This window comes from Paenibacillus sp. J22R67 (assembly GCF_059692175.1).
In genome coordinates, this window is the sequence record NZ_JCAUAX010000004.1 from 42,460 (window position 1) to 57,462 (window position 15,003).

Consider the following 15,003-nt stretch of genomic DNA (forward strand, 5'->3'; position numbering starts at 1 on the left):
TTAATAAATTTTGAATACAGGTGATGGATCAAATGAAGTGATAATGAGGATGTTATTCGAATTCATTGGAAAATGGGGGGATTTGTCATGTATCAATCGTTCAGACGTACGGTTTACGGCTTTCTTGCACTAGTGCTTCTAATGGCTTCAGGGATAAGCGGCATTTTTGAAGTACTTGGAGCTAATAAAACCTATGCATCAGAAGCTGTGCAGCAAACGATCATTATCGATAACGATAATGATGGGGCACCCAATAGCGTAGGTGGACTGCCCACGACGATGAAGGGCTATTCCAGCTCGGGCATGCTAGGCGGCGGGGCCAAAAGTACACTTGCCTACGCGAAGGGCTCGCAGAACGCCAATACGAATACAGCCTACGCCACCTACACACCATCTTTAAGCGAGCAGGGCTTTACAATGGGGACATATCGCGTATCCGTATGGGTTGTTCAAAGAACGGCGGCAAGCGCGAGACTTATGACCGAGGTATATCGGAATGGAGAGTCGACCAAGACGGCATATGATAATGCGGCTCCAGCTGGTGGTTGGGTAGAGGTTGGTATTTTTGATTTTCAAGGTATAGGGGAGGAGTATGTGAAGCTATCCAGAGATCCGGGAGGACCAACTGGTTATTTCAACTCGGATTCAGTGAAGTTCGAGAAGCTGCCATCGCGTATCCATACGCTGAGTCATCTTCAGGTAGGCAACGCTTCGATCTTACAGCCTACAGTAACTTCATATACATATCTCGTCAGTAATTCTGTTCAAGAGATAACGATTACACCGACAGCAACAGATCCAACATCCGAAATCAAGGTGAACGGTGCGGTTGTAAATAGTGGAAATTCAAGTGAGTCCATTCCACTTAGCGTTGGAGTTAATGAGATTCAAATCAATGTTCAAGCGGAAAATACGAGCTACATGCAACCCTATCACGTTGTCGTTAAGCGTTCCACTGGTAACAACACGATTACACAGTTAAGCGCTTTGCAGTTAAATGGAGTTCCATTGCAGGGGTTTAACCCAAGCGTGACCACGTATACGTATACGGCTTATTATGAGAGCGCATCCATTTATATCCTGCCTACAGCAGCTGATGCTGCCGCTTATGTGTTGGTGAACGGAGCAGTCATCAACTCTGAACAACCGATGCCACTTGATTTAACAGTCGGAAATAATGCAATTGAAGTGAAAGTCATAGCTCAAGATCCAGCCTATACACAGACGTATATGTTAAATATTTACCGTCAGAATGCGGATGCGACTCTGAAAAAATTACAGATAAACGGCAAAGAGCTGACGAGAGGCTACAATGCTATGCCTGGTCAAAATCAATCGCCGGGCTTTGAGCCCGATTTGACAACATATTCCTATGAGGCACCGGCGGGAGTGAATGAAATCATCGTAACGGCAGAGCCAAATGATTCGAAGGCGATTTTTTCTGTAAACGGTGATCTGATAAACAGCGGTACGGTTTCTTTGCCGATCACTCTGGCACATGGTGTTCAAACCATTCAAGTCGAGGTGCAAGCGGAGGATCGTTCCATCAAGAAGCAATATAACCTTACAGTAGGTAAAGGGAATCATACGAGTGGAAAGCCGGCTAAAGCTTCTCAGGAATATTATTTGACGCCAGGGAAGCAAGCTGTGGATGGCGATGGGGCTACCGAATGGCGGAACGTGCTGGCAGACGGCACCCCGTATGTCTGGTTGGAGATAGATTTACGCCGCAATACGTCGTTTAATCGGGCAGTTGCTGCGTTTTACAACTACACGGACATGCAAAATTTCAAAATTCAATATTCGGACGACGGCATGCAATGGCAGGATGCTTATGTCAGCCATGCAAAGCCTTCCTCTATTGAAAGCGTCAGCTTCCCTGAAGTGACAGCCAGATACGTGAGATTTTATGCGGATAAAGCCAAAGATTTGGTATTTACCGGGCTTTATTCCTTTGAAATTTATGGGACGACGCCACCCACGGACGAACCAGGTAAGAATTATGAACGGTTATCCAACATGTCATTAACGAACGGACTTATTTCATTTGATCCTTATATAACAGATTATACGATCGTGACGGATCAAGACATTGCAGTAACACCGGTGAAGAGCGCTCTAGGACAGACTTTAAAAATGGATGGTCAAATTCAAAATAGTCTGCTTGTTACCAAAGAATCTTTATTCGGCCAAGTCAGAACCGTCCCCATCGAGGTTACGTCCCAGGACGGAAGCCGTAAGATCATCTATTATTTGCATATTGAATTGGTGCCGTCTGTACCGGGATCCGGCTATACGCTTGCTTTTGAGGATGAATTTAATGGCTCTGCGCTGAATAACGATCAGTGGTACTATCGCATTGGAAGCAATGCTTATACCGATAATAAGAAGGAAAATGTGTCTGTATCGGATGGCTTCCTTAGAATTTCTTTGAAAAAGGAGCCTGCTGGCAGCGGAGGAAAAGCCTATTCCGGTGGAGGTATCATCACCAAGCCGCTTCTGGGTTATGGCTATTATGAAACTAGATTTAAGCAATGGAACAAGGAAGGATTTCACAGCTCCTTTTGGATTGCTGGCTTAAATCAGCGTGTATCCGTACTTGATGGGAATCAGCTCTACTCACCGTCAACGGATTATCAAGTAAATGAAATTGACGGGTTTGAGATAGATACTTCACACCCGGACGGATTAATGACAGCGGGCCATTATTGGTGGTCAGGAGATGCTCATCTGACTTATGTGCCATACACCACTTACAAGGAAGTGGACTCATCGGATGGTTACCATACGTACGGAATGGAGTAGGTGATCAAGCTAATTGGAGTACGGCTCTTGAAGCTGAGGGGAACTACGAAGTCCGGATATGGAATCCGTCCTTTCATAACAGTACAACGCAAGCAGCCTACACGGTGCAACATGCGGGTGGAACAACGTCCGTCATGGTCGATCAAAAGCTGGGAGGCCAGCAGTGGATATCGCTTGGCACTTATCACTTTACACAAGAAGTTGAAGCATCCGTTACGATGACTGCCATGGATAAGGCGTACCTACGTGCGGATGCGGTGATGTTCATTCCTACTACCAGTGATCCAACCGATCAGGCAAGTGGATTGAAATATTGAAGAATTTTATGAAATGTTGAAAGGCAATTAGGGCTCGTAGACTGTACAATAGACGTACAGCATCACTTTCATTGCAATGAGGGAGAGAGACTTATGGACTTGAAACGATGGCAATCGCTTCCCGCTTTGGTGATATGCGTATGTTTGGCCTTATGCATAGCCGGCTGTAATCAACAGTCTGCGAGCCCGAAATCATCTGATACGAATAATCAAGCCGGAGAAAGGTTGAAGATCGAAGTGCTGGTAAGTGCGATTAACAACCTGCCAACAGACCCGGCCATGGATATGATCAAGAAGGAGCTTGATACAAAGCTTGGTATTGATTTGAAAATAACAGCAGTTGTTGGGGACGAAGATTATATGAATCAGCGCAATCTTCGCTTAGCGAGCAACACTTCTGCAGATCTGTTTTATGTGGATCGCAGAGATATGATCAAACTATCACAGCAGGGTAGTTTATTGGATCTATCACCTTATATGGATCAGCTCCAAGCGACGAAGCAATTTGTCGGTGGAGAAGAGGCGATGGCGGCGGGGACGGTCAAAGGTAAGGTGTTCGGCATTCCGAAGGTACCGCCTGCCTCACAATTCACCTTGTGGCTGCGCCAAGATTGGCTGGAACAGGTTGACATGCAGGCACCGATATCACTCGTCGAACTACTTCAGGTCATGAAAGCATTTACCGAGAAAGATCCAGATCATAATGGTAAAAACGATACTTACGGTTTTACCGGCAATCCACAATTTAACGCGCTGGATCAAATTTTCGGAGCCTACGGAACGACGTATCCAGGCAAGTTTTATTTGAAAGACGGAAAGCTTATGAATTCAATCTACGATCCTCGTCTGAAGCAAGCGCTTTGGTTTATGAATGACATGGTCAAGCAAGGTGTCGTAGATCCCGATTTTCTGGCGAATACGAAGGGACAGCAGAAAGATAAGGCCTATCAAGGACAGGTCGGATTGCTGAATATCAATTGGCCAGTCGTGGTGAATAGCGATGTAGCTAAACAAATTAGTGCTTTTCAGCCGCAAGCAAAATGGGTTCAAATACAAGCGCCAATAGGGCCGGGAGGCTCCTATAACGGTTATGACGACGTGGGTGCACGCAGTATGCTGGTCATGCCAGCTTCGCTTCAACAAGAACCGGGGAAAATGAAAAAGGTTATGGAACTGCTGAATTACTTATCCTCTACAGAGGGTTCTCGTCTTGTGCAGTATGGACTTCCTGGCATTCACTATCAATTGGATGGGGATACCATTACGGCAACCAATCAAATTCATGATGTTGTGTATTCGCACTTGTACCAATTAGTAGGCCGTGACGAAATGACCTATTTACGAACGAAATTCCCAGATGCCGAACCCTATTATCGTTTCGCGATTGAGCAGCCAAGGTTGAAGGTTTATGACGCGTTTATCGAGCTGCCGATTGGATTTAATGCTACGGATGCGAATCGGTACATGATGGAGGAGACGTTCAAATTCATTTACAATAAACGGCCGATTTCGGAGTATGACGATTTCGTTCACACGTTGGAGAATACCTATCATTATGATCTATACATGGAAGCAGCTAACAAGCAGCTAGTTGAACAAAATTTGGTTAAACCGTAATTCGTTATCTAGGAAGGTGCTATAACATGCTGAATGTAACAGAACAAGATTCTCAGAACTGTGTACTTGCGAGGGACTTTGGAGCCGTACCGGATGACCCGTCTGATCAGGCTGAGGCGCTTCGGAGTGCCATAGAGTTTGCTGCTGCGAATGGAAAATCGCGCGTGCTGCTTGATCCTGGGAAATACTACCTGCATAGCTATGTGACAGATGGGGAAGCAGAGCATCAGAATTGGGCTCGCAGACATCTTTGGATTCGCGATACTCATGGCTTGACGCTTGAGGGTGCGGTCGATGAGGGCGGCAATCCGGCATCGATGCTAGTTGGTTGTCACAAAGGAGAGAACGAAGCCTATTTGCCTGCTATCTTATGGGCAGATCGCTGCTCGTATTTGCAGCTGCGAAACTTGAAGTTTTCTAGGGAGCCAGCATACTCCAGCGCCGGAGTCATCGTCGACAAAGGGGATGATTTTGTTGTCGTAGAGGTATTTGAAAGCAATCCATATATAGATGGTATGGCTTGCTTCTGTGCAAACCGCTTTGATTTGCAGGCTGCTGCACTGGTTGGCGAAAGTGTGACTTACGGCAAGGGTGCTGGTGTCAATTGGCGAAGCATTGAAGGAGGCGAGGGGCGCAGGTTGAGGCTTGAAAGCCCTGATGTTGCTAAGAAAGTAGCCATCGGCGAAGGGCTATCTTGGCATTTTGGAGCGAATACGGAGTTTCAAGTGCAGTTAAAGGAATGCCATCTATTGAAACTCGACAATCTGCACACGGTTAGCTCGAACGGGTTTGCGATGCAGACAGAATGCTGCAATGGAGTGAAAGCAAGCCGTGTGCGATTTCAGCCGGAAAGGAAGCTGCTGTTCACAGCGCCAAGAGATGCTTGGAAAATTTATAAATGTGAAGGTGACTTCGAGATCGAGCACATGTTTGTAGAGGGTGTGCGGATGGACGGTCAGAACATGCACAGCACGTTCCTCTTGGTTGACAAGGCGATTGATCGCCGTCACTTACGCCTCTGGGCCAAATGGAGCTATGCTCCTCTTCGGAATGGGAGTCGTATTACCTTCTACAGTGGGAAAGAACAGTTGGAGAGCGAGATCCGATCATGGCAGCCGGACGGTAATGGCAACGGCGGTCACTATTACTTGATCGAATGTGAAGAACCAATGGATTTGCCACTGGACCTGGACGCGCATGCTGTCCCATCCTGCTGGGAGCTGAACTCCTATACGATGAAACATTCCGCGTTTCGTAATATAGCTGGCAGCGGACATATCGTGAAGTACAGTCAGGTTACCATTGAGGACGTTTCCTATGAGAATTTAATGAATGCCGGCATTATAATTGGTGCCGAGTGGACTGAATTTTACGAGGGTGGGCATCCAAAGGGTGTTACAATTCGCCGATGCAGCTTTGATAACTGCGGCTATACGCCTCGTTGCGGAGTAACTGGCGGCATTGGCATTCGATCCGAGGGTCTTGAGGGTTATTATAACAAAAACATCGTCATTGATGAATGTACGTTTCGGCATGTACCCATCGGGGTAGACGTTCATCATGCGGAAGGTGTTCGCCTTGCGTGTAACCGCTTTCATTATGTTGAGCGGCCATACAGAATTGACCTGCATACAACGAGATTGATCGTTATGGAAGAAAGGAAGTGAAGCGTTTGGAAATAACTGCGGAAAAACATATTGCCTCAAGGCCAATAGAACGCAAAAGTGCGACCCTGAAGCACTTTAAGCTGCACAAATGGCTGTATATCTTTTTGATACCGGGACTGCTATATTTGCTCGTATTCAAATATATTCCGATGTTAGGTATCGTGATCGCCTTCAAAGACTTCAGCTTAGTGCGGGGGATATGGGCAAGCAAATGGATAGGCCTTGAAAATTTCACCTACTTGTTCCAGTCACATGATTTTTACAAAGTGTTGAGCAACTCGTTAATCATTAGTTTTTATCAAATATTGTTCGGATTTCCAGCGCCTATCCTATTGGCTGTCATGCTGAATGAAGTCAGAAATCTCATGTTCAAACGATTATCTCAGACAATTCTGTATTTGCCTCACTTTATTTCCTGGGTTGTGCTCGCAGGGATGATCATTAATTTTTTATCGCCATCAACGGGACCGGTCAACTTTCTGATTAAAGCCTTGGACTATGAGCCGATTTCTTTTCTGTTAAAGCCGGAGTATTTCAGAACGATTCTCGTATCGGCTGAAGTTTGGAAAGGAGTTGGGTGGGGAACCATCATCTATCTAGCTGCAATGACCGGTATCGATCCCTCGTTGTATGAATCGGCCAAAATGGATGGCGCATCCAGAGTGCAGCAAATCCGCTATATCACATTGCCGGGTATAACGACTACGGTCGTCGTTCTGCTCATTCTGCAGCTCGGCAACATTCTTGACAATGGCTTCGAGCAAGTGTTCCTTTTGTATAATCCAATGACCTATGAGGTGGCCGATGTCTTCGAGACTTACACATACCGAATTGGTTTAATTGACGGCAGGTTGTCATTCGCTGCAGCTGTCGGTTTGTTTAAAGCTGTGATCGGTTTCGTTCTCATTCTATTGGCGAATCGGATTGCAAGATTGTTCGGAAAACAAATTTGGTAGGTGAGAGTACATGAGCATTAAGAAACTAGAGCTTTTCGATGCCATTAATTATACGCTGCTCACGCTCATCTGTGTGGTTATGCTGTATCCGTTTATCAATGTCGCCTCAGTGTCCCTGAGTTCCTACTCGGCTTACGTCAATAATCCAATGATGATCTGGCCGCATGAGTTCAACTTAGCTGCTTATCAAGAGATCATGTCGCGTGCACTCCTGTGGAGAAGCTACTTGAATACGCTGATTGTTACGATCTGTGGAGTAAGCATAGGCATTTTCTTATATATCATTACGGCATACCCATTATCCAAAAGTGTGCTCAAGGGTCGAAAGTTCCTCATGGTGCTCATCGTTTTCACGATGTTATTCAACGGGGGATTGATTCCCAATTATTACTTGATGCGCTCACTGGGGCTACTGGATACCCTTGCAGCTTTAATTCTGCCAGCTTTGTTCTCAGGCTTCAGTCTTATTCTGATGAAGAATTTCTTTGAATCGCTGCCCGAGGAGCTGGAGGAAGCAGCACGAATGGATGGCGCATCGGATCCCTATATCTTATTTCGGATTGTCGTTCCTTTATCGAAGCCGATTATAGCGACCTTGTGTTTGTTCGCTGCGGTAGGCTATTGGAACAACTTTTTTAATGCGATCATTTACATTCGGAGTGTAACGAATTGGCCGCTCATGCTCTACCTGCGTGAGGTGATTGAAGCGGCTAGTATGATGGCTCAGCAATCGAATGCCGCGGAGATGGGCTCTCAGCAGGTGACAAGTGAAACTTTAAAGTACGCCACTCTGATGATTGTGATGATTCCCATTTTATCTGTTTACCCTTTTCTACAAAAGTATTTCGTTAAAGGGATCATGTTAGGTTCAGTTAAAGGATAGTCATCGGGGAGACCCGCACTATAGTTCAGCTTTACTTAGAGGAGGGTATTAGAAATGAGTAAGAAACGTAAAGGAATGGTGGTTGTACTTGCAGGTATGATGCTGTTAACCGCTTGTGCTTCGAATTCAACAGATCCAGGCTCAGGTTCAGGTTCAACAGCAGCAAGCACACAACCGGCACAGTCCTCAAGTCCAGTAGCTCTGAAAATCATGGCTATGCATGACCAACCAGAAATATCAGTAACAGATGCCAAGTTTATTGAAGAGTTGGAAAAGAAGAACAACGTGAAGCTGACTTTTGATATTCCACCGGTTACAGGGTATAAAGAGAGGCTGCAACTGATGCTCGCTTCAGGCGAATATCCAGACGTTGTTTTCTTCGAAAATACGACGGATCAGGCTTTCCAGAACGCTGTTCGTGACGGCATAATTGTCCCGGTAAACGATTATGTGAAGTCAGCTGCCAACTTGAACAAGTATACGTACCAAGCCTCTTGGGATCAGCTGAAAGTTAACCAATACGGCAACATTTATGGTATTCCACGGACCTCAGTCGTTCGCAACGACGGGTATTGGATACGGAAAGACTGGCTAACGAATGTAGGTCTCTCGGCTCCGGATAACGCGGAAATTACGATAGCGCAGTTTGAGGATATTTTAAAGAAGTTCACCTTCAACGATCCTGACAAAAATGGGAAAAACGATACTTACGGATATGCTGGGGCATATAACGCACGCAAGGTACTGGATCCAGTTTTAACAGGACCATTTGGTCTCTTGGGTTGGCAGAAGACAGCAGGCAGCGAGTATGAATATATGAATGCCATGTATGATCAGAAAGGGGATGCCTTCAGGAAGGCCCTCGAGTTCTCGGGAAGGCTCTACAAAGAAGGCGTCTTCGACCCAGATTCGGCAACGAACGACGGGACGAAACAGCGCGAACGCTTCTGGCGCGGATTGACTGGGGTTTATCCTGGTTTCGCAGGGCACTACACTTGGCATCTTCCCGAGTTGAAAAAGCAGCAGCCAAATGCGGAATTGACTTTTGTTCATGTGAAGAATGAAAAAGGCGAGGTTAAGGGTGGTAATCTGGCGACAAGTCCGACTGGACTATGGGGCTTTTGGGCCGTTACCAAAAATGCAAAGAATCCTCAAAAAGTAGTGGATTTGTTTGATTCATGGATTTCGGACGACATGTGGCCGACTGTCGTCGATGGTTATGAAGGTTCGGATTATACAATAACGGGCACTGAGAAGAAAGCAATTGTGTCGCCACCGAAATTCTATATTCGCCGTAACTCCATGCGAAGAGCGAATGATACGGAATTCTTCATCACAACAGGTACACCTAAGGATGTCGTGGATCAAGTGAAGCCATGGCTGAAAAAGTCGGTAGACACGGTTGTTCCTGGTATGGATCTAGGTTTCCAGCCGGAAGCTGCGAAAAAGCCGAATTATATGGATTACCAAAAAACATGGGATACAACAACGATGAAAATTCTGATCGGTGAGGTTCCGGCTAGTGAATTTGATGCGCTGTTAGCTGGTTGGTATAAAAACGGTGGTACCGATTATGTGAAGCAAATGAATGAATTTATTAAAAAAATCAATACAGGTAAATAAAGCGATGATGACAAAAGGAAGCGGTGCACGATGGGGCTGCTTCCTTTATTACATGATTGGAGGGAGAGAAGAATGGAACAATCGTTTAAACGAGATGCCGAGAAAATGGGGAATGAACCCGTTGGTATGCGGGTAGAAGGACCAAGTCCGCAAAGGGTGTATCAGCGCAATACGATGGGACTAGCTGAAGTGACTTATTCTTTAAGGCTTACTTTGCCGACTAATGGAAATGTGGAAGTACGAACCGCGATGAACGGTGCCTGGATATTGGCAGGATTGATCTGCGATAGAAAATCGTTCGGTGGTGTTCTAACAGGACTGTCGACAGGAAGTTATTGTCTACAATTTCGAATTCGCGATAGCTTAACTGAGGAGCTAATCGCTGAGACGAAAGTAGAGCCTGTCTTCGTTGGAGATCTCTGGGTGCTTGCCGGACAATCGAATATGCAAGGCTGTGGCACGCTTCTTGAAGTGGAAGAGCCACAGGAGGGGGTGAGCTGCTTCTACCTTGATGACTGTTGGGGCATAGCGGAGGACCCTACCGGGAGCATGGTGATGGCACCTAACATTGGGGAATTCTTCGTTGGCTGGACTCCACCCACCGGTGGTGATGAAACGCTGAGTCTGGTTGATTTTGCAATATTTCCGCATCTGGACCACGAGATGCTGCCTGGAAACACCATGGCCGCTGCAGAGAGATGGGCGGCTGGGATGCAAGGATCGACGTATGCGATTGATGATCAGACTGCCATCAAAGTAATCGACGGAGCAGTCGAAGTTGTTTCCGAAGGGAATTGGAAACATTTTTCGCCTTGATATACTCAGCTGTGGAGTAACTGGGAACGTTAGTTCAATGAAAGCAGCGACAAGTCTAGGACTTTATTTTCTAGTCCATGACTGTCGCTGTTTCATTTTCAAGGGTCAGTCTAAAACTTATTTTATGAATATAAAAATTCCGTCTACTTTATTTTCTGTTGAGAATAAAAAGGAGGGTTTACGAGACCGTCTAAGAATGAAGGTATAAAAAAAGAGCCTACGGTTTTTCTATCTAAGAACTCCTACCAGTTAAATTTCCCGGAAAATATTAATTCACCGTTTCCCGTAGGTAGGTCGTAAACTCCATATATAGTAATCATAGGCGGAGATTCGATATAAGCTTTTGATAAGGTGGAATAAACTTTGATCTCAATTGTATCACCGGCTGCTATTGCGTCGTCTTTCGTTTCCCAATAACTTATGGCACCGAACTCATTACTTATATCTTCTCCCAAAAATGTAATACCTCTAAATCCCTTTAATGATCGATGGATCATGTGAGTTTTCTCTGCCCATTGCTCTGCGAATGAAATGGGGACATCAGGTTTTAATCTAAACATACTTAATCTAGCGTACATTAGGAACCTCCACCTTCTACAGTCAATATTAAAATTTTATGTTAGATCAGTTCAAAAAGTGTATGTTGGTTTAAATTTTGAATTTTGAGTGAGTAACATAAAAGCTAACTAATAATTTCAAGGCAGAATGGAGAGGTGCATTAGAAAGAACGATAGCTCAATAAGCCGCCGTTTTCTTATCGTAAAAATCACAAAGTTCAATATAGAGGGATGAGGACAGCGATGTAAAGGATCATTAGAAAGAACTGTGGACATTGCGAAACAAGTCGGTAAAGTACATAACAAAGTCCGAATTTTTCTATAGGAATCGGTTTAATAATGGGATAATCTTAAGAAGAGACACTGATGATGTTGCGTCAGTGTCTCTTTTTACTAATTGTGAAGGAGCTGGGCACCGTGTTTGCTGACCGAATTCATCGCATATCGTTCAAAGATATGAAGATTAAGCATAAGTTGATGGTCGTCATGATGCTGTTGATCATCTTTTTTTGTATCGTTGTCGTCTCCTGTTTGCAATACGTCTTTCAAGCCTATGATGCTATGCTGTATGGACAGTCAGCGCAAACCATCAATAATTCGATCGGTGATATTGAGAACGAGATCAGTAATATTGAGAAGCTTTCGCTGACGATTGCTACGGATACGCGCATCCAAGAACAGTTGATCAAAGTTAAGGAAATGACCAATGAATATGACCGGGCGCAGGCGCTAACGGATTTTAAAAATAAGATTTTTATTTATATTCTGACGGAAAAAAATATATCATCCATCCGTTTTGTGAATGACACCGGTTACGATTTGCTGGTAGGACAAAGTGCGCAAATGCCGGAGGAAAGCGAGAAGGAAGCGGTTATCATCAAAGCGAGGCAGGCGAAAGGGGCCAACGTATGGGCAGAGCCGGATGCTGATCATCCTTATTTACTGGCTGCAAGAGAGATCCGTTCGACAGGTGCGAATTTGCTGGAGCCGCTGGGTACGCTTATTTTTCAAGTGAATTTGGACTCAGTTGTGAAACATCACCAAACGGTCACCAAGGACAGCGGGATGCTATATATCTGGAAAGACAATCAGCCGATTTATACGCCAGATCAGAGGTTTCGGCCAGAAGCAGCGGATATGCGAGACGCCAAACAAGGGTATACCATTCAAAAATTTGAAGGATTAAGCTCTTTCGTTGCCTACACCACATCCGAGTTAATGGGATGGACCTATTACAGTGTTCTCTCGTATAACGATATTTTTAAGAAGAAAAATGAATTACGTTTAGCACTTCTTGTAGTTGTACTTCTCTTGTTTGTAACGGTCATCGCAATTAGTTACCGTTTTGCCAGAGGGATTACGAAGCCAATTGAGCAGCTGACGCATCAGATGAAGCACGCGGAGAAGGGCGATTTCGGATCGATTGTGTTCCTGCCCTCGGAGAACGGCCGGTCGGATGAAGTCGGTTATTTGCAAAAAAGGTTCTTTATTATGATTCAAAGAATCGACGCATTGATTGAAGAGAACTATACCCGTCAAATGTTATTAAAGGATACGGAGTACCGGGCGTTGCAAGCGCAAATTAACCCTCATTTCCTGTACAATACCTTGACCTCAATTAATTGGATGGCAAGGGTAAACGGACAAGCACCTATATCCAGTATGGTCGAGTCACTTAGCAGATTGCTGCGCAGTGCCATTAGTAATAATGCCCAAGTCATTACACTCGGCGAAGAGATCCGATTGCTTCAAGATTATATGAATATCCAGAAAGTTCGCTTCGAGAGCGAGCTGCAGTTTGTTCTGGATATCGATGAGCGTTATTACAAATACCTTATTCCGAAAATGACTTTACAGCCTATTGCTGAAAATGCGATTAAGCATGGCTTAGAAAATATGCTGGGAGATTGCACAATTACGGTAACAGCTGTTGCCTTGGAAGCGGCTTTCGAAATCTCAGTGACGGATAATGGTCCGGGTATGGACGAAACTACCCTGGAACGATTGAGGAAATTTGAGATGCCTTCGAAGGGGACTGGGATTGGACTTAAAAATATTCATGAACGCCTACAGCTCATGTTTGGGGAGAAAGCTGGCATTCGGTTCAGCAGTAAGCAAGGAAAGGGTACCCAAGTTACAGTTAAACTGCCAAAGGAGTGTGAGCCCCATGTATAAGGTTCTATTAGTAGATGATGAGAAGCTATCCCGAGATAGTATAGCCAGTTTAATTAACTGGGATGAGCACGAATTACAGTTGGTCGGGGCAGCGAAAAACGGATTTGAAGCACTGGATTTGGTGGACAAGGAGAGGCCGGATATTGTCATCACCGATATTAAAATGCCCGTTATGAATGGTCTTGAACTCATTGGAAAGATCAAAGAAAAACGAAGTGATACCGTATTCGTCGTCCTTTCTGGCTATGATGAGTATGACTACATGAGTGAAGCTATGCGTTACGGCATTAAGCATTACTTACTTAAGCCGTGTAACGAGCTGCAAATTATCGAGGTTTTAAGTGAAATCAAAGAGGAAATTGTAAGTTTGAGCATGGAACGCGATTTTTTTGCCAAATTGAACAGTAATTTTAAGCGGGTGCTGCCTCATGTAAAAGAGCAGTTTCTAAGGGATATTGCACTTACCGGAACTTATAATCAGCGAGATTTCGAAGAGTTTATGGCGATGTTCCATATCCACGTTCGTTCGTTTCAGCTTGTCCTTGTTCAATTTGGTGAGAGCCGAGGCTACTTGGAAAAGTTTGCTCTGAAGAATATCGCCGAAGATTTGTTCACTTCAGATAAGCTATATTTAAGTACCGTTGTGGAAGAAAGTGTACTACTTCTGGTACAAGCGATGGAATTTGGTGAGCTGGCTCTTATATTAAATGAAGTCAGGGAAATCTATAAATCCTATTATCGGATGGAGCTTTTTATAGGGGTTAGCGGAGTCGGGGGCTTCAAGGATATTCGCACCATGTACAAAGAAGTGCAAGACATTCTTCGGTATCGGTTCTATTTTACAGAAGGCTGTTTGTTGACTCAGGGCGATGTCCAGCTAACGACGAAGGTAGCTTGGCAGGTTGATTTCAATGCACATTTTGAAGCGATCGCTTCATCCGTAAAGGCGGGGGATGTCGGGGATGTCACCCGTAGACTTCAATCTCTATTTAACATTTTTGAGCAATATCGAATGGAGATTAATGAAGTGAAATCACACTGTATGGAATTATATATGATTGTCATTCGTCAAGGCCAGGAGCCTCCATCCGCAGATCAGTTGTTCAAAGTCATCAAATTTCAAGACCTAGATACGCTGCATGCGACGCTTGCCTATCTGCACGTGGTATCGGAAGAAATGGCCATGTCCAATTATCAAGCGTCGTCTACGAATCAAAATAAAATGATTTCATCTGTACTTCGCATTATCGACGAGCATATCGGCAATCCGGAGTTATCGCTGACCTGGATCGGGAAAGAATTACTATATATGAATGTGGACTATTTGGGCCGATTATTTTCCAAGGAAACGGGCGTGAAATTTTCGCAATTTGTGCTTGAACGCAGAATGGATCGGGCGATCCGTTTCATTGAACAAGCAGGAGACTTGAAAATATATGAAATATCCAAATTAACTGGATTCAGGGAAGATACACAGTATTTCAGTAAAGTGTTTAAGAAATATACAGGAATGACACCTTCGGAATATAAACGGAATTTCGATGAGGGTTTGAATAAGTAGTATTTTTATGAGAAAGTCGATTTTTT

Annotated in this window: 11 protein-coding genes; 10 read left to right on the forward strand and 1 reads right to left on the reverse strand. The window is 44.6% G+C overall.

What is annotated here, in order from left to right; genetic code table 11:
- Nucleotides 1–87: 87 nt before the first annotated feature.
- The 8 genes from AC58VC_RS16590 to AC58VC_RS16625 all read left to right on the forward strand — a co-directional run bounded on the left by AC58VC_RS16590 (nt 88) and on the right by AC58VC_RS16625 (nt 10,684).
- A complete protein-coding gene (locus tag AC58VC_RS16590) occupies nt 88–2,805 on the forward strand; it encodes a cadherin-like beta sandwich domain-containing protein (RefSeq protein ID WP_497369864.1) in 2,718 nt (905 codons plus the stop codon).
- On the forward strand, nt 2,712–3,122 hold the full coding sequence (locus AC58VC_RS16595; RefSeq protein ID WP_497369865.1) for a golvesin C-terminal-like domain-containing protein: 411 nt from the start codon (nt 2,712–2,714) through the stop codon (nt 3,120–3,122). Before AC58VC_RS16590 ends, AC58VC_RS16595 begins: the two co-directional genes overlap by 94 nt.
- Before the next feature lie 93 nt (nt 3,123–3,215).
- Nucleotides 3,216–4,739 (forward strand): extracellular solute-binding protein, encoded by a 1,524-nt coding sequence (locus AC58VC_RS16600; RefSeq protein ID WP_497369866.1) that lies wholly within the window; start codon nt 3,216–3,218, stop codon nt 4,737–4,739.
- A gap of 26 nt (nt 4,740–4,765) precedes the next feature.
- Nucleotides 4,766–6,406, forward strand: coding sequence for a hypothetical protein (locus AC58VC_RS16605; protein ID WP_497369867.1), 1,641 nt, complete (start codon nt 4,766–4,768; stop codon nt 6,404–6,406).
- The gene (locus AC58VC_RS16610) at nt 6,403–7,362 is read left to right on the forward strand and encodes an ABC transporter permease (RefSeq protein ID WP_497369868.1); all 960 of its coding nucleotides are present in this window, start codon (nt 6,403–6,405) and stop codon (nt 7,360–7,362) included. Before AC58VC_RS16605 ends, AC58VC_RS16610 begins: the two co-directional genes overlap by 4 nt.
- A 10-nt stretch (nt 7,363–7,372) precedes the next feature.
- A complete protein-coding gene (locus AC58VC_RS16615) occupies nt 7,373–8,245 on the forward strand; it encodes a carbohydrate ABC transporter permease (protein ID WP_497369869.1) in 873 nt (290 codons plus the stop codon).
- Between the two features lie 54 nt (nt 8,246–8,299).
- Nucleotides 8,300–9,868 (forward strand): extracellular solute-binding protein, encoded by a 1,569-nt coding sequence (locus tag AC58VC_RS16620; protein WP_497369870.1) that lies wholly within the window; start codon nt 8,300–8,302, stop codon nt 9,866–9,868.
- Between the two features lie 72 nt (nt 9,869–9,940).
- Nucleotides 9,941–10,684 (forward strand): hypothetical protein, encoded by a 744-nt coding sequence (locus tag AC58VC_RS16625; protein ID WP_497369871.1) that lies wholly within the window; start codon nt 9,941–9,943, stop codon nt 10,682–10,684.
- A gap of 242 nt (nt 10,685–10,926) precedes the next feature.
- On the opposite strand, the gene AC58VC_RS16630 is transcribed toward AC58VC_RS16625, so the two are convergent.
- Entirely contained in the window at nt 10,927–11,262 is a 336-nt protein-coding gene (locus AC58VC_RS16630; RefSeq protein WP_497369872.1) for a hypothetical protein, read from the reverse strand.
- 345 nt (nt 11,263–11,607) lie between these two features.
- On the opposite strand from AC58VC_RS16630, the gene AC58VC_RS16635 reads away from it, so the two are divergent.
- Nucleotides 11,608–13,416: a sensor histidine kinase gene (locus AC58VC_RS16635; RefSeq protein ID WP_497369873.1), complete on the forward strand. Its 1,809-nt coding sequence runs from the start codon at nt 11,608–11,610 to the stop codon at nt 13,414–13,416.
- Nucleotides 13,409–14,977: a response regulator transcription factor gene (locus AC58VC_RS16640; RefSeq protein WP_497369874.1), complete on the forward strand. Its 1,569-nt coding sequence runs from the start codon at nt 13,409–13,411 to the stop codon at nt 14,975–14,977. Before AC58VC_RS16635 ends, AC58VC_RS16640 begins: the two co-directional genes overlap by 8 nt.
- Nucleotides 14,978–15,003: the final 26 nt, after the last annotated feature.